General features: G+C 63.3%; 25 protein-coding genes and 1 pseudogene. 15 read left to right on the top strand and 11 right to left on the bottom strand.

What is annotated here, in order from left to right:
• Positions 1 to 20 precede the first annotated feature (20 nt).
• A complete protein-coding gene (locus K6I40_RS11555; RefSeq protein ID WP_222919136.1) occupies positions 21 to 1,247 on the bottom strand; it encodes an MFS transporter in 1,227 nt (408 codons plus the stop codon).
• Positions 1,248 to 1,426: 179 nt separating this feature from the next.
• Here K6I40_RS11555 and K6I40_RS11560 point away from each other — a divergent pair, with 179 nt between their 5' ends.
• Both K6I40_RS11560 and K6I40_RS11565 read left to right on the top strand, forming a co-directional pair.
• Positions 1,427 to 1,609, top strand: coding sequence for a hypothetical protein (locus K6I40_RS11560; RefSeq protein ID WP_222919137.1), 183 nt, complete (start codon positions 1,427 to 1,429; stop codon positions 1,607 to 1,609).
• Between the two features lie 183 nt (positions 1,610 to 1,792).
• Positions 1,793 to 2,386, top strand: coding sequence for a class I SAM-dependent methyltransferase (locus tag K6I40_RS11565; protein ID WP_222919138.1), 594 nt, complete (start codon positions 1,793 to 1,795; stop codon positions 2,384 to 2,386).
• Positions 2,387 to 2,449: 63 nt separating this feature from the next.
• On the opposite strand, the gene K6I40_RS11570 is transcribed toward K6I40_RS11565, so the two are convergent.
• The 3 genes from K6I40_RS11570 to K6I40_RS11580 all read right to left on the bottom strand — a co-directional run bounded on the left by K6I40_RS11570 (position 2,450) and on the right by K6I40_RS11580 (position 4,807).
• The gene (locus K6I40_RS11570) at positions 2,450 to 2,920 is read right to left on the bottom strand and encodes a hypothetical protein (protein WP_222919139.1); all 471 of its coding nucleotides are present in this window, start codon (positions 2,918 to 2,920) and stop codon (positions 2,450 to 2,452) included.
• Between the two features lie 61 nt (positions 2,921 to 2,981).
• On the bottom strand, positions 2,982 to 4,247 hold the full coding sequence (locus tag K6I40_RS11575) for a M20/M25/M40 family metallo-hydrolase (RefSeq protein WP_222919140.1): 1,266 nt from the start codon (positions 4,245 to 4,247) through the stop codon (positions 2,982 to 2,984).
• A 110-nt stretch (positions 4,248 to 4,357) separates the two neighbouring features.
• Positions 4,358 to 4,807, bottom strand: coding sequence for a hypothetical protein (locus K6I40_RS11580; protein ID WP_222919141.1), 450 nt, complete (start codon positions 4,805 to 4,807; stop codon positions 4,358 to 4,360).
• Positions 4,808 to 4,968: 161 nt separating this feature from the next.
• Here K6I40_RS11580 and K6I40_RS11585 point away from each other — a divergent pair.
• The 3 genes and pseudogenes from K6I40_RS11585 (at position 4,969) to K6I40_RS11595 (ending at position 6,598) form a co-directional block, all read left to right on the top strand.
• Positions 4,969 to 5,372: pseudogene (locus K6I40_RS11585) on the top strand (SHOCT domain-containing protein).
• A 115-nt stretch (positions 5,373 to 5,487) separates the two neighbouring features.
• Positions 5,488 to 6,273 carry an HAD-IIA family hydrolase gene (locus tag K6I40_RS11590; RefSeq protein WP_222919142.1) on the top strand — a complete coding sequence of 262 codons (786 nt, stop codon included), beginning with the start codon at positions 5,488 to 5,490 and terminating at the stop codon, positions 6,271 to 6,273.
• A 97-nt stretch (positions 6,274 to 6,370) separates the two neighbouring features.
• Entirely contained in the window at positions 6,371 to 6,598 is a 228-nt protein-coding gene (locus K6I40_RS11595; RefSeq protein ID WP_222919143.1) for a hypothetical protein, read from the top strand.
• Between the two features lie 182 nt (positions 6,599 to 6,780).
• On the opposite strand, the gene K6I40_RS11600 is transcribed toward K6I40_RS11595, so the two are convergent.
• Complete coding sequence (locus K6I40_RS11600; protein WP_222919144.1) at positions 6,781 to 7,230, bottom strand: acyl-CoA thioesterase; 450 nt, start codon at positions 7,228 to 7,230, stop codon at positions 6,781 to 6,783.
• A 157-nt stretch (positions 7,231 to 7,387) separates the two neighbouring features.
• Between K6I40_RS11600 and K6I40_RS11605 the strand changes: the two genes are divergently transcribed.
• The 4 genes from K6I40_RS11605 (at position 7,388) to K6I40_RS28390 (ending at position 11,214) form a co-directional block, all read left to right on the top strand.
• Positions 7,388 to 9,160, top strand: coding sequence for a TraB/GumN family protein (locus tag K6I40_RS11605; RefSeq protein ID WP_222919145.1), 1,773 nt, complete (start codon positions 7,388 to 7,390; stop codon positions 9,158 to 9,160).
• Positions 9,157 to 9,789: a metalloprotease gene (locus K6I40_RS11610; protein WP_222919146.1), complete on the top strand. Its 633-nt coding sequence runs from the start codon at positions 9,157 to 9,159 to the stop codon at positions 9,787 to 9,789. The genes K6I40_RS11605 and K6I40_RS11610 overlap by 4 nt, the downstream gene beginning before the upstream one ends.
• 96 nt (positions 9,790 to 9,885) lie before the next feature.
• Positions 9,886 to 10,881, top strand: coding sequence for a phosphoribosylformylglycinamidine cyclo-ligase (gene purM, locus K6I40_RS11615; protein ID WP_222919147.1), 996 nt, complete (start codon positions 9,886 to 9,888; stop codon positions 10,879 to 10,881).
• Positions 10,882 to 11,082: 201 nt separating this feature from the next.
• On the top strand, positions 11,083 to 11,214 hold the full coding sequence (locus K6I40_RS28390) for a hypothetical protein (protein ID WP_255681987.1): 132 nt from the start codon (positions 11,083 to 11,085) through the stop codon (positions 11,212 to 11,214).
• Between the two features lie 161 nt (positions 11,215 to 11,375).
• On the opposite strand, the gene K6I40_RS11620 is transcribed toward K6I40_RS28390, so the two are convergent.
• The gene (locus tag K6I40_RS11620; protein ID WP_222919148.1) at positions 11,376 to 11,936 is read right to left on the bottom strand and encodes a macro domain-containing protein; all 561 of its coding nucleotides are present in this window, start codon (positions 11,934 to 11,936) and stop codon (positions 11,376 to 11,378) included.
• A 74-nt stretch (positions 11,937 to 12,010) separates the two neighbouring features.
• The gene (locus K6I40_RS11625; RefSeq protein WP_222919149.1) at positions 12,011 to 12,334 is read right to left on the bottom strand and encodes a hypothetical protein; all 324 of its coding nucleotides are present in this window, start codon (positions 12,332 to 12,334) and stop codon (positions 12,011 to 12,013) included.
• Between the two features lie 266 nt (positions 12,335 to 12,600).
• Between K6I40_RS11625 and K6I40_RS11630 the strand changes: the two genes are divergently transcribed.
• Positions 12,601 to 12,768 (top strand): hypothetical protein, encoded by a 168-nt coding sequence (locus K6I40_RS11630; RefSeq protein WP_222919150.1) that lies wholly within the window; start codon positions 12,601 to 12,603, stop codon positions 12,766 to 12,768.
• Positions 12,769 to 12,911: 143 nt separating this feature from the next.
• Here K6I40_RS11630 and dpsA read toward each other — a convergent pair whose 3' ends face one another.
• On the bottom strand, positions 12,912 to 13,457 hold the full coding sequence (gene dpsA, locus K6I40_RS11635) for a DNA starvation/stationary phase protection protein DpsA (protein ID WP_222919151.1): 546 nt from the start codon (positions 13,455 to 13,457) through the stop codon (positions 12,912 to 12,914).
• 206 nt (positions 13,458 to 13,663) lie between these two features.
• On the opposite strand from dpsA, the gene K6I40_RS11640 reads away from it, so the two are divergent.
• A complete protein-coding gene (locus K6I40_RS11640) occupies positions 13,664 to 15,133 on the top strand; it encodes an aldehyde dehydrogenase family protein (protein WP_222919152.1) in 1,470 nt (489 codons plus the stop codon).
• 62 nt (positions 15,134 to 15,195) lie between these two features.
• Here the strand turns inward: K6I40_RS11640 and K6I40_RS11645 are convergent, their stop codons facing one another.
• Positions 15,196 to 16,317: a hypothetical protein gene (locus tag K6I40_RS11645; RefSeq protein ID WP_222919153.1), complete on the bottom strand. Its 1,122-nt coding sequence runs from the start codon at positions 16,315 to 16,317 to the stop codon at positions 15,196 to 15,198.
• Between the two features lie 130 nt (positions 16,318 to 16,447).
• Between K6I40_RS11645 and K6I40_RS11650 the strand changes: the two genes are divergently transcribed.
• The 4 genes from K6I40_RS11650 (at position 16,448) to K6I40_RS11665 (ending at position 20,524) form a co-directional block, all read left to right on the top strand.
• Positions 16,448 to 17,413, top strand: coding sequence for a carbohydrate kinase (locus K6I40_RS11650; RefSeq protein WP_222919154.1), 966 nt, complete (start codon positions 16,448 to 16,450; stop codon positions 17,411 to 17,413).
• A gap of 66 nt (positions 17,414 to 17,479) precedes the next feature.
• Positions 17,480 to 18,652, top strand: a complete 1,173-nt coding sequence (locus tag K6I40_RS11655; RefSeq protein WP_222919155.1) for a YhjD/YihY/BrkB family envelope integrity protein — start codon at positions 17,480 to 17,482, stop codon at positions 18,650 to 18,652.
• Positions 18,653 to 18,872: 220 nt separating this feature from the next.
• A complete protein-coding gene (locus K6I40_RS11660; protein WP_222919156.1) occupies positions 18,873 to 19,130 on the top strand; it encodes a hypothetical protein in 258 nt (85 codons plus the stop codon).
• Between the two features lie 65 nt (positions 19,131 to 19,195).
• Entirely contained in the window at positions 19,196 to 20,524 is a 1,329-nt protein-coding gene (locus K6I40_RS11665) for a PQQ-binding-like beta-propeller repeat protein (RefSeq protein ID WP_222919157.1), read from the top strand.
• A 71-nt stretch (positions 20,525 to 20,595) separates the two neighbouring features.
• Here the strand turns inward: K6I40_RS11665 and nikR are convergent, their stop codons facing one another.
• Positions 20,596 to 21,021 (bottom strand): nickel-responsive transcriptional regulator NikR, encoded by a 426-nt coding sequence (gene nikR / locus K6I40_RS11670; protein ID WP_222919158.1) that lies wholly within the window; start codon positions 21,019 to 21,021, stop codon positions 20,596 to 20,598.
• Positions 21,022 to 21,174: 153 nt separating this feature from the next.
• The gene (locus K6I40_RS11675; RefSeq protein WP_222919159.1) at positions 21,175 to 21,945 is read right to left on the bottom strand and encodes a creatininase family protein; all 771 of its coding nucleotides are present in this window, start codon (positions 21,943 to 21,945) and stop codon (positions 21,175 to 21,177) included.
• Between the last annotated feature and the right edge of the window lie 662 nt (positions 21,946 to 22,607).

The following is a 22,607-nucleotide window of genomic DNA, read 5'->3' on the forward strand; positions in this document are numbered from 1 at the left end:
GTGACCGGAACGCGAGCCAGTCACGCCCGTTCGAAAACCCAGAGCAGACAACCGAGTAGCGTTGCCCCGACGACCGTCGAGGCGAGCAGCCAGAACGCGGCCCTGAAGCCGGCGGTCTCCGAGAGGGTCCCGACGACCGCGGGTGCGATCGCGCCGGCCCCCATCAACAGCGTTCGGACGACGCCCAGTCCGCCGCCGGCGACGTCGTCCGGAATGGCCGACATCAGGTACGCACCCCTGACGGGCCGGAAGCCGTGCGAGCCGAGGCCGACGGTGACGAGTAACCCACCAAGCAGGATCGGATTACTCGTTCCGGTCAGGGAAACGAAGGCGACCAGCGCGATCGAGGCGAGGCCGAGCGTCGCGACGATGATGGGCAATCGGCCCACCCGATCGCTGAGGTTTCCGGTCACCAACTGTACCAGACTCGCGAGGAAGAGCCCGCTGTAGAGCAGGCTCGCGGTCGCCGTCGTGAGCCCCGCTTCCGCGGTGAGGTATCGGGGTGCGAACGCGACCAACCCGTTGTAGGTAAACGAGAACAGGACCGTCAACAGGGCGAACGTCGAGAACCGCCAGTCCCGAAAGAGCGACGCGTACTGCGCTATTTCGCCGCCACGATCGCTCGAGCTCGCATCGATGCCGCTCGATTCGCCCGGCAGGCGCTTCGGGACCCGAACCCGGAACGCCGCTGCGAGCGCTAGCCCGACGAGGCCGGCACCCAGAAAGACCAGTCGCCAGCTCGAGACCGGACCGAGCGCCAGCGACGCGACCCCGACGACGGCGGCGGGCGCGACGACGCCGCTGAGCGCACCGAACGTATCCAACACGCCGAGCGCTCGCCCCGTCCGGGTCGGATAGGCTCGAGCGAGGAGTCGAACGGCGACGGTCTTGTGCGCGCCGGTGCCGGCCCCGATCACGAGCATCGCGCCGACGAGGACGAGAAACGGCGAGTCAATGACCAGTGCGAGCGCGGCCGCGGCCGCGACGAGCGCGCCGGCCGTGATAACGGTCACCGAACCGAGCCGGTCCGCGAGCACGCCGGAGGGAAACTGCATGGCCGCGTAGACGAGCATCAGTCCGGAAAACGCGGTTCCGAGGACGGCATCAGAAACGCCGTAGCTCGACTGAAACGCGTCGAACAGCGGCGGAAAGGCGTACCGAAGGAATTTCGCGAGAAACCAGATCGCGGCCGTCAGTATGAGCGCGTCATAGCTCGCCAGCCGTCCGGCCGCTCGTCGAACCGACATTCGTTCGCTCCGAGAGTCGCAACCGGACGACCGTGTATCCACCGATCCCGGCCCTCGTCGGTCCGTTGACGGGAAACAAACCACCGATTCGAAATCATATGACATTATATAACATACTAATTATAATGATTCCTAACGGGTGAGACTTATATGATAGTTTCTGGTCGACTTTGGTACCAATGGCTGCTACCACGACAACAAATTGGGTCGACCCGATCACCTGTCCGTTCTGTGGCGACGAACTCGCATCGCCAGGAGCCGGATTCATCGATCACATCGACGACAACACCGACTGCGAAGACGGATTCGATCAGTGGCGACGGAACATCGCCGGCGACATCGCTGGCGAATGGTCGGGGTAACATCTTTTCATCCGCCTCGAGTCGCGTTTCGGGCCGCGGTCGGCCCGAGTAGCGCCGAACGGCCGAACCAGTGACGTCGCCGATCCGTTTCTCCCTGCAATAAGTTTGACCGACGCACGCGCGACTCCGCTCGGGTTCGGCAGGGAACACAACGCGGAAGGTCGGGCGGTCCGGAACGGCCATATGGGATTTCACACGTATCCGGTCGATCGAGCGGACGCCCTCGAGGACCCGTCTCGCTACCGATACTGCTCTCGGGAGGAACTGCTCGCGATGCTCGAGCCGACGGCGGACGGCGTCGTCGCAGATCTCGGCTCCGGGACGGGCTTTTACGCGGACGACGTCGCACCGTTCGTCGACACTCTGTACGCGGTAGACGTCCAGTCCGCGATGCACGATCGCTACCGAGAGAAGGGCGTTCCCAAGGCCGTCGAGTTCGTCACGGCCGAAATCTCGTCGCTTCCCTTCGACGATGGAGAACTCGACGGTGCGTACTCGACGATGACACACCATGAGTACGCGTCGCCGACGGTAATGGAGGGAACGGAGGCGGACGACGATGCCGATGGTGCCCTCATGGAACTCGCGCGGGTCCTCCGTCCCGACGGCCGACTGGTCACAGTCGACTGGTCGGCCGACGGTGATTCGGACGCCGGCCCGCCGCTCGAGGAGCGGTTCGACCTCGCGGCAGCGACAGGGCAACTCGAGGCCGCCGGCTTCGAGATTGAACTCGCCTGCGATCGACCGGAGACGCTCGCAATCGTCGCGACTCGGTAACTGGGAGGTCAGCGTCCAGCGAGCGATATCGGCGACGAGCGCTGCGATGGCCGGTTCCGACCGTTAGTCGAAGTCGGGCAGATCCTCCGGCGGCTCGTACTCGGCCTCCCAGTCGACGTACTCCTCTTTGAGCGTGACCGAGACGATCTGGCCGAACTCGGTCAGTTCGGCGTTGATCGACGAGACCGTTCCCCAGGTGTCGAGGTCGGGATGGTACTCTCGGGCCTGCCAGTCCTCCGGAATGCCGGGCGCGTGATACCCTACGCGATCGGCGAAGTCGTCCCAGAAGAAGTCAAAGCCCGCGAAGAGATCGAGGTCGCGGGCGATCTCGTACTCGGATTCCTCGAGATCCGTGTCCGCGCGCCACTCGTCGAACGCTTCGGTCCAGGCTCCCTCCTCGAGGAACGCCTGTAGTTCCTCGCGACGGTAGTCGATCTCCTCGGCATCGTCGGCGCTGATGGTCGCGTCCTCGTACTCGTTCGGATCGACGAACTCTAATTCCGGCGGTTCGGGGGGCTCGACCTCGAGTGTCATGGACGGTCGTAGGTCGGGTTCCCGGATAAGAATTCCCACCTCACGGCCGGGAAGTCCGGTTTCAGTCACCGCGGATCCGATCGATCTCGAATGGGAGCCGCGCGTACACGAGCGCGTTCCGGAGAAGTTTGTCGACGGTCGTGTACTCGTCGACCGCGTGTGCCGTTCCCGTGCCGGTCGCGAATTCGACGCTCGGGACCCCGTTATCGCGGAACACTTGTGCGTCACCGCTTCCCGTTGCAAACCGGCGATACACCGGTGTCGGGACGACATCGTCGACGACGCGGCTCATTGCTCGAACGACTGCCGAATCGGGGGCCGTGTACGACCCTGCCTTACACGTTACATCGACGAGCGTCGCAGCGTCTCGAGCGTCGAGGCAGTCTCGAATCCGGGCGATGATCGCGTCCGAATCGACTGACGGCAACACGCGAACGTCGAGTGTGGCTTCGGCGCTCGCGGGGACGGTATTGACCGCACTGCCGCCGTTGAACGTACCGAGATTGACAGTCGGCGAGCGAAACAGGGCAGTCGCCGTCTCCCTGTCGAGGTGGGTTGAATAGTACTCGATGCTCTCGGCAAGGATCGCTTCGTCGATCCCGTCGGTCGAGATCTCGAGCCCTCGAAGTCGCTGTCGACAGGTCCGAACCAGTTCGTACAGGCGATCGATCGCGTTCTCGCCGAACATCGGTCTCGAGCCGTGGGCTGCGTATCCCTCGTACCTGATCGACGGCCAGACGTATCCCCGATCACCGACCGCGATCGAGTTGCTATCGCGTCGGCCAGTCGCTTCGCCGACGACACAGGCGTCGGGGTTCAGTTGAGCGTTTTGTAACTGTGTGTCGAGTCCGACTTCGCCGCCAACCTCCTCATCGCTCACGAGAGCGAACTGCATCGTGATCGGCGGCTCGGTATCCGTTTTGGCGTACGTTCGGGCGACCTGGAGCATCGCTCCGATGGCACCCTTCATATCGGTCGTCCCCCGACCGTACAGTCGGTCGCCGTCTACCTCGCCGAGCGGATCGTACGTCCACTCCGCCTCGCGAAACGGAACCGTATCGAGATGGCCGTTGTACAGGAGCGTGAAGTCGCTGGCACCCGGCATCGTGGCGACAATGTTCGGTTTCATCGGATCGATGGCGAAGCGCTCGCAGTCGCATCCGAGCGATCTGAACTCCTCGGCGAGCCAGTCAGCCAGCGCTCGCGTATTCCCCGGCGGATTCTGGGTATCTGCCGCCACGATTCGACGGGTCGTTTCGAGTAGTTCTCGGGGCTCGTTCTCGAGCCCCGACCACACCGGACCGACGGTGCCCCGATTGTCGTCCATGTCGTCTTTATACGAGCATTGAACGGCTAAAACCTCGGTGCCGGAAAGATACGGACCCGCGATCCTCGGCTGCACTCGACGGATTGCAGTCAGCGATTCCGATCGTCACGTCACTCCCACGTGTAGCCGAACTCCTCTCCGTCGCGGTGGATGTAATCGGTTTCCAGCACTTCGCTTACCGTCCGACCGAGCGAGTCCAACTCCTCCTCGATGCCCTGAATGTCGTCATCGTCGAGTCCCTCGTGAGTCGCCGCTAGATCGTCCGGAACCGCCGGCGCGCGGTAGCCAACATCTTCTGCGGATGGGTTCCAGTAGAAGTCGAGTTTCTCGAGCAAGCCCGAATCGCGGACGGCCCGAAACTCCGTTTCGGACAGGTAGGTGTCCCTGGCCCACTCGTCGAAGGCGTCTTCCCAAGCACCCGCCTCGAGGAAGTCGGCCAGCGCTTCGCGGCGAACGGTGTCTCCCGTTCGCTCCTCCGGTTCGTCGACGGCGTCGTAGTCACCGGGGTCCTGTGAGCCGTGGAGTCTCGGCGGATCAGGAATCTCGACATCGAGTGTCATGCCTTCTCGTTCGGTCGGCAGCGGTATGGTGTTTTCCCAGCGATTGGCCAACTACCGGTCTCGCATCACCGACTTCGTCGATACATCACGACCGGCTGACGATCCGTCAGCTCGGGAACATGGCCCCTACAGTTATTTCAGCCGGGATACAACTAGCACACATGGCCAGCGGAAGCACCGGCGGACGGGACTACTCGCTCGTCGAGCTGTTCGCCATCAAGTTCGTTCTGGCCGACGTGCTGATCATCGCGTTGTTGCTGTTGGCCGGCCCGGTGTACGCAATTCTGGCCACTGCCCTGATCGTGGTCGGGGGCTCCTCCTTTGGTACCTCGCCGGCCGGACGGGACGCGACGAATCGCGCGATGTCGAGCCGGAACGTGTTGAGAGGAGCGAGACGGCCGACAACGGGACCGACCCCGTGACGACGCTGCAGGAGCGATACGCCACTGGCGAACTCTCCGAGGCCGAGTTCGAGGCGAAGCTAGATCGACTGATTGAATCCAACGAGCGAGCCGATTCGGCGGATTTCGAGACCGCGGAACTCTCCCTCGAGCGCCAGCGCTGACCCGTCGATCCGCCGGCGGACGGAGTTTGGCTACACGTCGCGACTGCCCGTCTGCCGTTGGCACTCGCGAACCCCATCCAAACACTCAATCGCCGGCCCGTCATACCGTCGAGCGATGACTGACTACGAGGCGGTGATCCTCGACGTCGACGGGACGATCGTCCGCGGCGAGGCGTTGCTCCCCGCCGTCACCGACGGGCTACGTGCGCTCGAGGCGGCGGGCTGTTCGCGGCTGCTCTTCTCGAACAACCCGACGCGAGGGGCTGACCACTACGGCGAGAAGCTCGCACCCCACGGGATCGACGTCGATCCGAACGCCGTCCTCACGTCGGCGACCGTCTCCGCGGAGTACCTCGCAGCAACCCACCCCAATGAACGGGTCTACCTCGTCGGCGGGGAGCGACTCGAGGCGATCCTCGCGGACGCGGCCGTCGAGTTGACGACGGATCCCGACGCGGCCGAGGTCGTGCTGGGATCGTTCGACAGGGACTTCTCCTTTGGCACGCTCTGGGAGTCTCTGCGGGCGCTCAAAGGTAACGTTCCCTTCTACGGCACCGATCCAGACGCGACGATCCCGATCGATGACGGTGAGATTCCGGGCTCGGGAGCGATCCTCGCCGCGATGGCGGCCGTCGCCGGCCGCGAGGCGGACGCGATTCTGGGCAAACCATCCTCGATCTCGGCCGCGGCGGCGATGGATCGGTTGGACACCGATCCGCGGAACGTACTGGTCGTCGGCGATCGACTCAATACTGACATCGAACTCGGCAATCGCGCCGGCATGGAGACAGCCCTCGTACTCACCGGTGTCACCGATCGCGCGGATCTTGCCGAGACTGACGCCGACACCGAGCCTGATCACGTCCTCGAGTCGCTGGCTGCGGTCGATACGTTGCTCTGACAGACCAATTCCGATCGTTTCGCCCGTTCGTATACGGACACCCTATCATGCACACTCAGGAGGTATATTTATCCGCAACAGTCACCAAATAGGACACATGAGAGAACGAATTACAGCGGTGTTGCTCCGTGCACGATACGCGGCAATCGGCGCAGCGATCGGCGCAGCGATCGGTGGCCTGTTCAGCCGAAACGCGGCCAGTACCGGCGGCGCAATCGGTGGCCTCGTGGGTGCGACGATTGCCGACACTCGCGGGACCCTCGAGGGAACGCTCGAGGATGTCAGGGAGCTTGATCCCCGATCGCAGGAATCTAACGCGGAGTAACACCGCGTCACTCGCCTCCGTCGTTCAGGTCGCAGACGGATCGAAATCGACTCGAGCGGTGACACCTATTTCTTGTTCGGTGCGACGATCAGCCGGATCGAATCGCAGCACTCGGAACGTATCGGAGAAAGCAATGAGACCGGAGGTGGACGCTCCGAGGCCGATACCACTCTCGACGAAGATCAATCGGCTCTTCCCAGAGAGTCCTCGAGCGCCTCCCGTCGAAGCCGTTCACCTTCCTCCGTATCGACGGTCAACTCGGGAACCGTCGTCGGCGTGTTATCATCGTCAATTGCGACGTAGACGAAGTACGACTCGGTGGTCCGTTCGCGCTCCCTGGTCCGCAGGTTCTCGCGCTCGGCGATTAGCCGGACCTTCACGCTCGAGGTGCCCGCGTCGTACACGTAGGCGGTAATATAAGCCGTGTCACCGACAGGAATCGGCCGCTCGAAGTTCATCTGATTGACTCGCGCAGTGACACACATCTCGCCGGAAAATCGCATGGCTGACATCGCTCCCACCTCATCCATCCATTTCATCACGTTGCCGCCGTGAGCGACGTCGAGGGTGTTGGCGTGATTCGGCTGCACCATCTCCCGGTTCTCGATTACCGTTTCCCGAAGGGCCGTCATTGGTCGGTATTGCCCGACGGCACCAATCAGTCTTGCTTTCACCGGTCGGTGAGACTCGAGTAACAGTTCGGCCGGCACAACAGTTCGAATGTATAGATATTTTACACGCCTTCGCGGTCCGATACTGGTAAAAGTCGCCGCCGAGTTGGGGGGAGTAATGAGCGATGCAGGCGAGGCCGACGTGCCGGAGCCGCCAGCACCACCTGAGCGTGAGCGTGGCTCTGTCGAGGTCCTCGGCACGGCACACGTCTCGCAAGCGAGTGTTGACGAGGTTCGCGAGACGATCGACCAAGAGGACCCGGACGTCGTCGCCGTCGAACTCGACGAAGGGCGGTACCGCCAGATGAAAGGCGGCACGCCCGACGACATCGAAGCGGGCGATCTCCTCTCCGGCAACACCGTCTTCCAGTTTCTGGCCTACTGGATGTTATCGTACGTCCAGTCCCGGCTCGGCGACCAGTTCGACATCGAACCCGGTGCCGACATGCGGGCCGCCATCGACGCCGCCGAAGCGAACGACAACGGTGTCGCCCTGGTCGACCGCGACATTCAGACGACGATCCAGCGGTTCTGGAGCGGGCTCACCCTAACCGAGAAGCTGAAGATGGTCGGCGGGCTCGCGCTCGGAATCACCGACCCCCGAACGCTCGGGCTCACCTTTGGTGCCGTCGGCGGCGCGTTCCTCGGGTTCATCGTCGCCGCGTTTCTCGCCCCAGTGCTCGGCTTCGGTGACCTCCTGTTAGTCGGCATTACCGACCCCACAGCGCTCCAGTACATCGGCGGCGGCGCAGTCGGCGCGCTCGTCGGCACGTTCGTCGGCCTCCTCTTTCTCCCCTCCCTCGAGTCCGCCGGGCAGTATACCGGCAGCTACCTCTCGGGGTTTTCGATACGGATTCTCGCCGGACTGGTCCTCGGGATCAGCGGTTGTCTCGCACTGGTCGCGACCGGGACCTTCGTCGGGCCGTTCTCGGCCGCGATCGTCGAGAGCGCCGGTATCTATGCGGTTCGGGGCACAGCCGGGACACTGGCCGGACTCGGGATCGGCGTCACAATCGGTGCCGTCCTCGGACTCGGCCTCGACGGACTCGGCGGTGACGTCGAGGACATCGATGAAATCGATATCGAGGAGATGACCGACGGGGACGTCGTCGCCGCCATGATGGAGGAGTTCCGCCAGTTCAGTCCCCGCGGTGCGAACGCCCTGATCGACGAACGAGACGCCTACATCGCACACAACCTCCATGACCTTCGCGAACAGGGGTACGACGTCCTCGCCGTCGTCGGTGCCGGCCACAAAGCCGGGATCGAACGCCACTTGCTGAACCCCGAGGAGATTCCGACGCTCGAGTCAATTTCCGGAACCGCCTCGAGCCGCCGGTTCTCGCCACTGAAGATCCTCGGCTATCTGATCACCGTCGGCTTCCTCGCCTTCTTCTTCCTGTTGATCATGGCGGGGGTCAGGAACGCCTTCCTGCTGAAGCTGTTCGCGGCCTGGTTCCTGTTCAACGGGCTCTTCGCGTTCACGCTGGCGCGGCTGGCCGGCGCGCGCTGGACTAGCGCGGGCGTCGGCGGTGCGGTCGCCTGGCTGACGAGTATCAACCCGCTGCTCGCGCCCGGTTGGTTCGCCGGCTACGTCGAACTCAGACATCGCCCGGTCAACGTGCGGGACATCCAGACGCTAAACGAGATCGTCGGCGATACCGAGCGGCCGATCGGCGAGGCCCTTGATTCGATGTTCGATGTGCCGCTGTTCCGGCTGATAATGATCGTCGCGCTCACGAACATCGGGAGCATGATCGCGACGGGGCTGTTCCCGTTCGTGGTACTGCCGTGGCTGGCACCCGAAATCGGCGGCGTCGACGCACTCATGGGCCAACTGCTTCAGGGAGCCCAGAATAGCCTCGAGCTACTCAGAGGATTCCTCTCATGAGCTATCGCACCACCCAGCAGTCCGATCCCGAACTGCGCTTTAGCGACACGGAGATCCGAGATCTCTCGATCGCATGGCTCACGCTCAGCGTCGCGTTCGCGCTATTGTTCGCGCCGGTCCATCGCGGCGGAAGCGTCAGCACGTTCGTCACGATGGTCGGGCTGAGCCTCGTGACCGTCGGCGTCGCGTTCCTCCTCCATGAGGTCGCACACAAGGTCGTCGCGATCGAACACGGCCAGATAGCCGAGTTCCGGGCCGACTATCAGATGCTCTTCCTGGCGATCATGGGAGCACTCGTCGGCTTCCTCTTCGCCGCGCCCGGGGCCGTCTACCACCGCGGACGGGTGACCCAACGCGAGAACGGCCTGATCGCGCTCGCAGGCCCAGTGACGAACCTCCTGTTAGCGCTGCTCTTCCTCCCGCTGATGATCTTCCCCGAGCCGTTCGGGACGATCGGTCAGATGGGGATCTGGATCAATCTCTTCCTGGCCGCGTTCAACATGATCCCCTTTGGCCCACTTGACGGCAAGTCAGTCCTCGAGTGGCATAAGGGGATTTTCGCTATCGTCTTCGTCCCAACAGTGCTGCTCGCGGCGTACGTGGTCCTGTTCGTCGGGCCGTTCGGCTAGTCGACGCGGCTACTCACCGGCTACCCGATCGGCCGGCCCCGGCTAACTCGATACCGGACCGGTGACCTTTTGCTCGCGCCGGGAGGTCCTTCGAGTATGACCGATACGGACGACGAGGAACGCGACGCGGAGGGACTCACCTACGCCGAGACCGGCGTCGACATCGAGGCCAGCGAGGACGCGACTGCGGCCTTGCTCGAGGCCTTCGGCAGCGACCTACGGACCGAGTACGCGGGCTTGCTCGACATCGGCGATCGGTATCTCGCGCTGGCGACCGACGGCGTCGGGACGAAGCTGCTGGTCGCCGAAGCGATCGAGGACTTCTCGACGATCGGCATCGACTGCATCGCGATGAACGTCAACGACCTCGTTGCGGCGGGGGTCGAACCCGTCGCCTTCGTCGACTACCTCGCGATCGACGAACCCGACGAGGAGCTGACCAACGGGATCGGCGAGGGGCTCGCAGTCGGTCTCGAGCAGGCGGACCTCACCATGCTCGGCGGCGAGACGGCGGTCATGCCCGAGGTCGTGAAAGGATTCGATCTGGCGGGCACCTGTGTCGGACTCGCCGGGAAAGACGAGATTTTTGACGGCGAAGCGAAGGTCGGCGATGCACTCGTCGGATTCCCCTCGAACGGCATCCACTCGAACGGATTGACGCTCGCTCGCGAGGCAGTGACTCGAGACTACGAGTACGCGGACGAGTTCCCGCTGGACCCGGAGAAAACGATCGGTGAGGAACTGCTTCGGCCGACCCGGATTTATACTGACCTGCTTGAGCCGATGCGCGATCACGAGGTCCGCGCGGCGGCTCACGTCACGGGCGGCGGCTGGACGAATCTGCTTCGGATGGGCGAGTGCGAGTACGTCATCGACGACCCGCTGCCGGCTCAACCGGTCTTCGAGTTCGTCCAGGCGGAAGGGGACGTAACCGACGCGGAGATGCATCGGACGTTCAACATGGGTACCGGCTTCGTCGTCGCGCTTCCTGAGGACCGCGCTGAGGAGCTGGCCGCGGCGACTAACGGGCAGGTTATCGGGCATGTCGCCGACGGCGACACCGTCGAAATTCGCGGTCTCTCGCTGTCCTGAACGAGACCGGCCGACCGTTCTGTGGCTGATTCGCTATTTAGGACGTGCACGTGGCGACCGGCCAGTTCGTTCCGATCGGAGTGTGCTGATCGGTCGTGTGATGAAACGAAATAACGATAGTAATATGTTACTACCTACCATACAGGTCCACTAGTAACGGAAGATCGGATCGGAATCGTCACGTAGCATCTCGGATTGACTATGAGAGACATACGCTGTCCGAACTGCAAGGGGACCGACGGCACCGAAGTCGACGGTGAACTGCTCGGCCCGGAGGTCAACCGAACGTTCGAGTGTGAACGCTGTGGCCACATGTGGAACGTCGTCGTCTGAGACGACCGTTCGCCTCCCGGTCGGCACTCTCACACCGTCCACCACGAATAGCGGATCGTTCCGAACGCTGCTATCCGACTACCGGGAGCGTACCACATCCCGATCGGCTTCGATAGTGGCTCCATTCACCGATCCAACTTGCTTTCCGCAGTCATCTCCGACTACTCGGATTTGCCGGTCGCCGCTCGAATCGTGTCGTACTCCTCGTCGCTGTTGGCGATGAACTGGACATCCTCGAGCGTCTCGGGCTCGTACTGCTCGAGTTCCTCGCCGATGATCGCGGCCCCCGCCGCGAGGTCGAAGCCGGCGACCCCACAGCCCAGTGCCGGAACGACAAGCGAGCGACAGCGGAGGTCGTCGGCTTTCTCGAGCGCGTTTCGAGTCGCATCCCGAATGCTTTCCGCGGTTGCTTCGCTGTCGTCATCAGAACCACCGGTTCTGGTTGGCTCACGAGACTCCGTCGGAGTCTCGTGAACGCCGTAATGGGGCATCGCCGCGGCGTGAATAACGTAGTCAGCCTCGAGATCGTAGGCGTCGGTGACCGCGACCGCGCCGAGGTCGACCGGTCCTGTTTCCATCGCTTCCTCGTTGATCTCCTCGCCCGCACCGCGGCGGAGCGCGCCGGCGACGCCGGACCCCATCCGGAGGCTGGTGCCGGCCGCGTTGACGAGCGCGTCGGCGGACTGTGCGGCGATGTCGCCCTGGATGACGTCGTATTCCATATGTGAGGCGTCCGGACCGAGGCCAATGAAACTGATCGTGGCACGTGACCGATTCGGCTCGTGAGTGTGGCGGTTCAGTCCGTTCGAATCCAGTCGGCCCGTAACGGCTTGGTCGCGATATCGGTGTTCGAGATCCCGTAAAATTTCTCGCGGCCGACCGGCGTCCGGAGTCGCAGGACACAGGTATCGTTTGTCACCTCGAACGCGGTCACCGTTCGATGAGAACGTCGATGATCGAACCGAAAGCGTCGGTTCGCGTCCGCTTCGACGGTGACCCGATTGCCGAGTGGCCAGCTCAGCGACTCGACGCGTTCGATGTCGATGTCGAACAGGTGAGCGATCAGGCCCCGACCACGTCGACCCATTGTCCCCTGTGATCGGTTCTCGTGTGAACTCATATGATGAACAATTCACTGATACCCGAAAAAAGATGCTATCTTCGCGTGGGCCTCTCTCGCATGGGTCAGTGGTCCCTGCCGATGGCGGGTCCGCAGCAAACGACGGGTGCTGTACGAGCCCCCGAGTCACCTCGAGAAGTGGAAACGTGAAGTCTGAAAAGGAACGCCGCCGCTCTGGATGTTCTAGATGCGCTGAATGTCCGCTCATCTCAGAGTCTTAGGTCGACCAAAACCTTTTTAGAATTAGGCCCACCTAATTCAGCGTGATGGACGTACCCGCCCGCAGGGAGGATCCCGAACTCGACGAGGAACTCGAGGAGCCGGCAGCGGTCGTGAGCAGCCACGAAACCCGCCCCGGAAAGATCGTCTTTACCGAACGAGACAATAGCGACGGCTGGATCGCGACCGATCTGGCCGTCAAACTCGAGCGGTGAACTCGTCGTCACTCGAGGTCCACGGACTTCCAGTCTGTATCGACCGTGAACTACGCCGTCACTTGTGATCGGCGAAAAACTGTCTGTCGTCTTCGATCGTCGTCGACGCGACTTCGTTTTGGAACCGCTCGTCAGCGTCGCGCTCAGTGAGTCGCGTCCTCGAGCACCAGCGTGTCATCCTCGAGGTAGTGTTCGAAGTGGTGACCGTCGTCCTCGAGTTCGACGAGGATCTCGCGCAGGATCTCGGCGGTCGCGTGGTCGCCGAGGTTCTCCGCGAGTTCGATGCTGTCGCGCATCGACTCGATGATGTCGCCGTACATCTCGAGGTCGTTTTCGAACATCGTGCGGACGTCGTAGACGTCCTCGCCCTCGAACTCGACGGTCGCACGCTCTTCTTGGTTCGACGGGCCGGAGACCGGGACACCGCCAAGTGCCTGGGCGCGCTCGGCGATGATGTCGGCCCCTTCCTCGACGTGTTCGTAGGCCTCCTCGAGGAACTCGTGGAGGGGCAGGAACTCCGCACCCTCGACGACCCAGTGGTGTTTCTTCAGCTGGTGGTAGAGCACGTACGAGTTGGCCAGTTCCGTGTTCAGTGCGTCGACGATCTGCTCGGCCTTGTCCTGCTCGAGGCGAAGCGCGTTCTCCTCGACACTGTCAGCCGATTGGCGGACGGTTTTTTGGGTGCTCATCCTATCCACTGATACGCGCGCATTTCACTTAAAGCTTCCCCATGCAAGAACATTTCTTTGGTATACCTAAAGATTAGTTTTCGTGTTTTGGCTCTCTATTTGCGTATCAACCGCAATGAACGTGTTACCGAACGACACCGTCAATATACTCTTTGTTTTTTCAGGGCTGAGTAAACATTTTCAGTGAGGGGGTTCAAGGAACAGATATGGCAACGAGAATCGCACAGCGGCGGGAGCGGATCTACGTCGACGGCGAATGGCTCGAGACCGAGAACGTGCTGTCAGTCTCGGACCTCGCTGAGGGCGGGACGTTCGCACAGGTAGCCGCTGCGAGTCCGACGGAGGCCCGAACTGCACTGGCCGCTGCCCACGAGATCAAACCAGAGCTGCGGGAGACGACAGTCGTGGAGCGAGCCGAGTGGTGTGAGACGATCGCCGACGGACTCCGCGAGCGCGAAGAAGAGCTCGCGGAAGTCATCGTCCGGGAAGCCGGCAAACCGATCTCGTCGGCTCGTGGCGAGGTCGGCCAGGCGGCCGAGCGCTTCGATCGGGCGGCCGAGGAGGCACGCAACATCGTCAGCAAGGGCGAGTACCGCGAAGGGTCGACGGCCGGCCACGAGGGCTGGCAGGCGATCGTCAAACACGAGCCGATCGGCGCGGTGTTGTGTATCACGCCGTACAACTACCCGCTCGCCACGACGGCGCTGCAGGTCGCACCCGCGCTCGCAGCCGGTAACAGCGTTCTGCTGAAGCCAGCGAGCAAGACGCCCATTTCGGCGGCGATCCTTGCCGACGTCATCGCCGATGTCGACGGGATTCCTGACGGCGCATTCAACTTCGTCCCTGGCGAAGCCAGCGAGATCGGCGATTTCCTGTCCGGAGACGACCGGATCAACGCGATCGCGATGACTGGTTCCTCGGGCGCGGGCAAACACGTTGCCCGCGAGAGTGGCATGGTCAACCTGCACATGGAACTGGGCGGGAACGCCCCGGCCGTCGTCTTCGACGACGCCGACCTCACGGACGTTGCGGGCAACTGCGCTAAAGGATCGTTCAAGTACGCCGGCCAGCGTTGCTCGGCCATCTCGCGCGTGCTTGCCCACGAGTCGGTCCACGACGACCTCGTTGACCTGATCGACGGCCAGATGGACGCTTGGCAGGCAGGCGACCTCTTCGAGGAAGACACTGCCTTCGGCCCACTGATCAGCGAGGATCAGGCCGATTGGGTCGAGACACTCGTCGAGGACGCCGTCGACAAGGGCGCAGAGATCGTTCGGGGCGGGGAACGGCGCGCTCCGGATGGCGTCCCAGACGAACTCGCCAATCAGTTCTTCGAGCCGACGCTGCTCGCGAACGTCCCCCGCGACGCTCGCATCGTGGACGAAGAGCAGTTCGGACCCATCGCTGCGATCACGACCTTCGAAGACGAGGACGAAGCCCTCGAGATCGCGAACAGTTCGGACCTCGCGCTCGATGCGGCGGTCTTCACGAACGACTACAAGCGTGCGATGCGGATGGCGAACCGCATCGATGCCGGCGCGGTCCGGATCAACGGCGCGCCGAGCCACGGGATGGGCGACGTTCCGTTCGGCGGCAACAAGGACTCAGGGATCGGTCGCGAGGGTCTCGACGCCTCGATCCACGCGATGATGCGCGAAAAGAGCATTATTCTGTAAGTCGGCGGTCACCCTGCGGTCACCACCATTGAATCCGGATTAAATCCATCCGGATCCCGTACTCAGAAGGAATACGAGTATGCAGCGACGACCGTTTCGGTCTCGCCCCCGACGGCGACGACGGTCAGTTCTCCCGACGCCCCCGTCTCGTACTCGAACGTTATCGTCTGTCCGACCTCGGTCATTTCGTCTTCGTTCCCGCTCTCGTCGCTGATTTCGAGACGGTCCGCCTCACTTCTCGAGATATAAGACATAGTTACCGTCCGGTCCGACGAGTCGGAGTCGATAGACACTCCCGCCCGCGGTCGGGTCGGTTCGCTTCCGCGTTCGGCGAACAGATCCTGATACTCGTACTCCTCAGTCGGAACGGTTCTCGTTGCCACGACGACATTGCCGTCGACCTCAACCGTCACGTCCTCAAACCGGTCCGATATCATCTCCTCGAATTCGTCCGCCCGATCGGCATCGGCATAGACGGCAGTCGACGTATCGGACCCGACCGACAACGAGAACGCGACACCGGTGCCGTCGGCGTCACCCTCGTACTCGCCCCAGAGGAACGTGCTTTCGCCGACGCACTCGGTTAACTGCGCGAAGTGTTCGTGCTCGTCGACACGACGGTTCGTTCCCTCGACGCCCGCCGCGAGGATCGCATCGAGGTCCGCGCCGTCGTCGGGGCTCACGACAACCGTTTCCGCGGAGATGGCGACAGAGACGCCGTCGCGCTCGAGGATTTCGAACTCGCCGGCCGCAGATTTGCTCTCGGCGTCGACTGCATCGGGATCGAACGAGCCGGCGACGACGACGACGTTCCCGGCGACGCCCTCGGATCCGAATCTGAGTACGGACTCCACTGCCGATTTGTCGTCCGTGAGTTGCTCGACGATCTCACCGCCTTCGACGTCTGGCACCGTCGGCACGTCCTCGACGACGGCCGCCTGCAGATCGTCCTCATACCGTCGGACCGCAGTGAGGTCTCGATAGTGAAAGAGGAGTTCAGCGCTGCCCGACGCGGGGACCCAGCGCTCGAGAGGCGTCATACTGCTCGCGCTGCTGTCGTCCGGTTCATTCGATTCGTCGGTTTCGTTTTCAGAGAGGGTGTCGAGACAGCCCGCACTGAGTGCGGTGAGGCTCGTCCCGAATCCCACGGCCGCGAGTAGTCGCCGCCGTGAAGTGTGTTCCATACGAATATCAATTGCTTGTAACGGGTATCGGATATAGGTTTCCTGATTCAATCGGATCCGGGTCGAATACGGTAGTCACGCTCGGCACTACGTCGACAGAACTACCGCCATCGACGGTTGAACTTCGAGCATGTCTCGCGAAGTGCTCGTCGCCGGCGAAACGCTGATCGACTGGGTTCCCGAGCGCCCGGGGCCGCTCGAGGACGTGGGTGGATTCGAGCGCCGCCCCGGCGGTGCGCCAGCGAACGTCGCTGTCGGGCTCGCTCGCCTCGAGCGGTCGCCGCTGTTCTGGACTCGCGTCGGTGCGGACTCGTTCGGGCGGTACCTCGAGCGAACCCTCGCCGATCACGGCCTTCCCGACCGGTTCGTCGAACGCGACGGGGACGCAAAGACGACGCTCGCGTTCGTCTCCCACGACGAGAGCGGCGACCGCGAGTTCACCTTCTATCGGGACGGGACCGCCGACACGCGCCTCGAGTCCGAGCGGGTCGACGATGAGACGCTGGCCGGCTGTGAGTGGGTCCACGCGGGCGGCGTAACGCTGGCGAGTGGGCCAGCTCGCGCGGCGACGCTGGACCTACTCGAGCGGGCCGCGGCTGCGGACTGTACGGTCTCGTTCGATCCAAACTTCCGGCCCGAGCTGTGGGCCGACGCCGAGGCGTTCGCGAGCGTGGTCGGCGACGCGCTCGCACACGTCGACGTCTGTATCGCGACAGTCGCGGAACTCGAGGCGCTCGGGTTCAGTGGCGAGACCCCGACGGCGATCGCTCGAGCGACGGTCGACGCGAGCGGGGTCCACACCGTCTTCGTCACGCGTGGCGGGGAAGGTGCCGTCACGGTCGCGGCCGACGACGCGCCGTGGCCCGCGGCCGCGGTGACCCATCCCGGCTTCGCGGTCGAGACCGTCGATACGACGGGTGCCGGTGACGCCTTCGTCGCCGGAACGATCACCGCTCTCCGAGAGGGACGAGGGCTCGAGGAATCGGTGGCCGTCGCGAACGCGGTCGCGGCGATGGCAACGACCGACTCGGGTGCGATGGCGGCGCTGCCGACTCGCGAGGCAGTGGACGAACTGCTCGAGCGGGAGTCGGACTGACGGCGGCGGGACGGGCCGTGTGGTTGCAAGCCGGAGCGCTATCCGGGCCTGTGACAGACAGCGAGTATGGGTCTCAACGTTCGCGGTGCGGCCCCCTTCGCGAAATCGGTGGTGGCGGGGATTCAGGAGAAGAACGTGACGTTCATGGCGGCCAGCATCGCGTACCAGGCCTTTATCTCGCTGATTCCGCTGCTCGTACTGGTCTTCTTTCTCGTCTCGTTTCTCGGCGGCGAGGGGTTCGCCCAACAGGTGTCGTCAGCGACCGAAGGCTTCCTCCCCGAGAGCGGCCAGGTCATTCTCGAGGACGGGATCGAAGGTTCGACCGGGAGCGCGGGAACATCGATTATCGGACTCCTCATCCTCCTGTGGGGGTCGTTGAAGATCTTTCGGGGGCTGGACACCGCGTTCTCGGAGATCTACGCGTCGACCGAGGACAACTCGCTGGTCGACCAGTTGCGCGACGGGGCCGTCGTCTTCGGGACGATCGGGGTCGCGCTCGTAGCGGCCGGGGCGACTAGCATCGTCTTCGCGTTCTTCCCCAACAGCCTCTTTATCGGGCTGTTGAACCCGCTGTTGCTCGTCGTCGGGCTGACGATCGCTTTCCTCCCGATGTACTACCTCTTCCCCGACGTCGACATCTCCGTCCGCGAGGTGTTGCCAGGGGTCGTCGTCGCAGCTGTCGGCTGGGCGGCACTGCAGTCGCTCTTTCAGGTCTACGTCGCCCTCTCGAGCAGTTCCGAGTCAGCGGGACCGATCGGTGCCATCCTCCTCCTGTTGACCTGGCTGTACTTCGGCGGCCTGATACTGCTCGTCGGGGCCGTCGTCAACGCCACCCACTCGGGACACATCGATATCGAACCCGAGGCGACGGCCGACGGAGACGAGGCGCTCGAGGCCATCCCCGAGGATGCGGATCGGGAATCGTTCGTCGACGCGGACCAGCGCGAACACGAGCGCCTCGAAGCGCGACTCACGGAACTCCGGCGCGAACGCGACCAGTTACGAAACGACCGCGAATCCCAGCGGACGCGTCGCTACCGGCTCGAGGACCGGGTCAACGGCCTCGAAGAACGGGTTGATAACCTAGAAGCGACGAACCGGGAACTCGAGGCGGAAAACGAGCAACTCCGTCGCGAACTCGCGGCCCGTCGGGGGTCGTCGTGGCGACGGCGGTTACGCGGCGTACTGACGCGGGTCCGGACGCTGAACATCGGTGTCGTCGAGGATCGAAACGAGTAGCACCCGACCGGCGTCAGCACGAACGTCAGATATCAGCGACCGATCCCGTTCCTCCCGTCGGTCCGACCGCTCCGGCCGGACGACCGACGGATCGTGGAAATCGCGGCGATCGAGGCGGTCCGCACTCCGGCTCACACTGTTCGGGCTGACGAGTGAGTAATCGGACTCGAGCGACGGCGGAGCCGCGATACTCAACTGCGTAACTGACGTCCGTTCACGCGTGACTCACGACCGAATCCACGCCCGAAAGCCGACGCACGACATCGAACGGTGGTCCGTCGGGACTATCGAACGCGTCACCGAGCGAGACGGCCACTGTGTCTTCGACGTGCGGACCGACGCGGGCGAAACGGTCGAACTCGTCGTCACGGTCGCAATCCGGGACCTCGTCCTGCGCAGACTGGACCTCGAGGAGGGCGAGTTACCGATCGGTACGCGCGTCTGGTACCGAAAACGTGGCGGAATCAGTGGCGGGTAATCGTTTTTGAACGCGGAATACTCAGTACAAACAAAGTACTTACCGATAGATGTCAATGAGGGAGTATGCGCCGCCGAACGATCCTCGCGACGATCGGTGCCGTCACGTCGGGCGTAGGAGGCGGCTGTCTCGAGCTGACGCGTACCGACTCCAGCGACCCGAACCAAGCGACCGCCGAAACTGACGACGGTATCGCCGAGGGAACGTGGCCGCAAGTCGCCTACGACGCTCGAAACACCCGTCACACGCCGGACGCGCGCGGCCCCCGCAACGGTGCTGACGTCGCCTGGACGGCGCTCGGCGATCGACCGGTGTATCCGCCGGTCGTCGACGATGCTCTCTACCTGACCGAGGCCTGGACCGACGGGGCTGCGTTGGCAGTGGCGGGGAACGGCGAGATTCAGTGGGCTATCGACGACCTGCCGCCGATGCGCTGGGCACCGGCGCTCCACGGGGATCGACTGCTCGTGGTCACGCGCGAGACGGGGAATGTGGTCCGCCTCCATGCGCTGGATACCGCGACCGGCGATCAGGCGTGGGTCCGCGAAGACGGAATCACCGCCTCTAGCGGTGAGCGACCCCCAACCGGACCAACCGTCCGCGACGGGTCCGTCTATCTCGGGTCGAATCGAGGGGTGATCGCGTGCGAGGCGTCGACGGGGGACCTCGAGTGGACGGCCGTGCTCGGCGAGCACGTCGTCGAAACCGATAACGGGCCGACGTGGCGGACCGACTGGGCGACGCCGGCGGTCACTGCCGATCGAGTGTTCACGTTCGATACGAACGACGGACATCGGGAAACGCGAGACGTCTACGCCGTCGACCGCGCGACCGGTGACCACGAGTGGACCGCCGAGTTGGCGGTCGAAGACGGCTGGTCGCTCGAGGGACACGTCGTCGCCGGCCGCGACCGCATTTTCGTGTCGGCACTGGACCCGCACGTCTCAATGGGAGTCGACGATACCGACTGGTCGGGGACCGAGCGGCTGTTTGCGCTGGACGCGGCGACCGGTGCCGTCGAGTGGGAGTGGGAGCTACCCCGGAAGACGCTCAGCCCGCCGGCGTACGCGGACGGGACGCTGTACGTAGGGGAGTGGTATCCCGACGCCGATACCGGTCGCTTACATGCCGTCGATGCGACTGACGGAAGCGTTACCTGGACGTACCGAACCGAGAACGACGGCGTCCGCTCACCAACCGTCGCTGGCGACACCGTCTACGTCGCGCAGGGCGAGGGACTCGCGGCCGTGGCGGTCACCGATGGGAGTCGACGATGGCGATTACGGATCGGTTCGCGTGTCGGTTCACCCGTCGTCGTCGGCGACACCCTATACGCCCACACGAACCCCGATCACGACACCGAGAGCCGACTGCTTGCAGTCCGTGAATCGTAATTTGTCGCGGCCAGAAGCGGAAACCGGTTCCGTACTCCCGCGACGGGTCTCTCTCCGTTCGCTCGGCGGCGCTATCCCTGTGCGAGCGGATCGAAACTATCGACCGGCATGACGGAGTAATCAACGGTCAGCGCGTCCTTGGTCGCCCTGATCTTGCCGACGAACGTCGAGATATCCTCGAGTTCGCCCTCGAGGACGAACAACTCCATGCAGTAGTGGTCGCCGACGTGACTGTGGAAGTTCGAGGCGACGAGGTCCTCGTGTTCGTGGCGCAGGTGCATCATCTGCTCTTCGACGCTCGTGGTCTCGTAGTCGAACAACACGGTGACGATTCCCATCAGATCCCGCTCCTCGAGTCGAGTATCCTCGAACTCCCCGAGCAGGTTCCGCGAGGCTTCCCTGACGACTTCGCTCCGACCGGTGTAGCCGTGCTCCTCGGCGAACTGATCGAGCCGCGCGAGGAGTTCGTCCGGCATCGAGACGCTGACGACTGCCATATAATAAAACAACCGCACCAATCTATTAAGGATTATCATTACACGCGGTCACTGATACTGCGAGCGCACGCGACCGGCGGCCGTGGTGTCGGCTGCAGTCGCAAATGGGTCTTCAGTCGACGCGGGATCGGCCGCCTCGAGTGTCTGGCCGCCCTAAACGTGCTCCTTGGGGAGCAAATCCTCGAACTTCTGGGCGGCGAGCCACTCACAGAGTTGCACGAGCTGGTCGCTTGCCGCCTCGAACAGCTGTTCGCCTTTTTCGGCAGAGGCGTCCGTCTGGTCCCCCAAGACCCCGTTGTCGGTGTTGTCGGCTGCGTCGTAGAACGTCCGCGAGCCGTGTTTGACCGTCTCAGCCGCCTCGACGCTCGGGACACCGGTCTCTCTGGCCTCCTCGAGGCGGTCGTCGTGGACCAGGTCAGGCTCGAGGTACTGAATCATCGAGGTCTCCTTCGGCCCGCCGTGGGGGCCGTTCTGCTCGAACAGGTCGTCGACCAGTTCGGGGATCGACTCGTCCCACATCCACTCGATGGCGTATGCAGCCTCGTCCTGCCGGAGCCGTCCGCCGACCTCCCGCAGGTGGGGAACGTTCCCGCCGTGGGCGTTGACGTAGATTACCCGATCGATGCCGTGGACGGTGAGGTTCCGGGTTAGCGACTCCATGTACTCCCTGAACGCCGGCGGATCTACCCACATCGTCCCGTGGAACTGCCGGTGATGGCCGCTGACGCCGATATTGACCGTTGGGGTACAGAGATAGCCCGTCCGGTCGGCGACCTCGCGTGCGAACGCCTCCGCGATCAGGTGGTCGGTCGCCTCCGGCAGATGCGGTCCGTGCTGTTCCGTCGATCCGAGCGGCACGAGTGCGACCGATTCCGATTCGAAGTACGTCTCGAGGTCTGGCCATGCCTTGTCGCCGAGATACATGATGCTCTCTCGTATGCGGATCACCAATAGCGTAGTGCCACGACACAAGCGACTCACGAGTCGAGACACGGACGCGGCGACGAAACCCGGCAACGGCTATCGCCCGGTCGAACGGGGGAGCATCACGTCGATGAGGGGCGGCCGGTAACATTGTATTACCTGATCCGGGTTACTCGGAGCGTGTTCGAGAGGACTCTATCGCTACTATTCCGACAAAACGGCCGCATTAGCTCTGAATCCGACGATATGTCCGATAAGACGGCGGAAAATCGACGGTTCGGACACGGCCTCACGTCGCCGTATCACTACGGAAGAGACCGGCAGAGAAATACTATTCCGTGCGTTCTACGTCGCGGTCGGTCGCGCGAACCCGCCATAATCTTGCTTGCATTCGTCACGGCACCGGTCACAACCCATGAGTGAAACTGGACACGTTCGGTGGCCTGATGACGGCGGTGGTTCGTAGCCGACCCTCGGTCGTCGCTATTGCGGTTCTGAACTCGGTCACAATACGCGTTTATCGCCCGACGGCTTGAGGCTCATTTCATTCCAGATTCCAATCCTGCTCGTCGTATCGTCCGGAACCCGTATCGATCCGTCACGGTACGGCCGTCACACAATTCATTGTAACAGACACTTCAACCGTCCCAATTTCGTCGGTT

The sequence above is a fragment of the Natrinema sp. SYSU A 869 genome, assembly GCF_019879105.1.
In the GTDB taxonomy this organism is placed as follows: domain Archaea; phylum Halobacteriota; class Halobacteria; order Halobacteriales; family Natrialbaceae; genus Natrinema.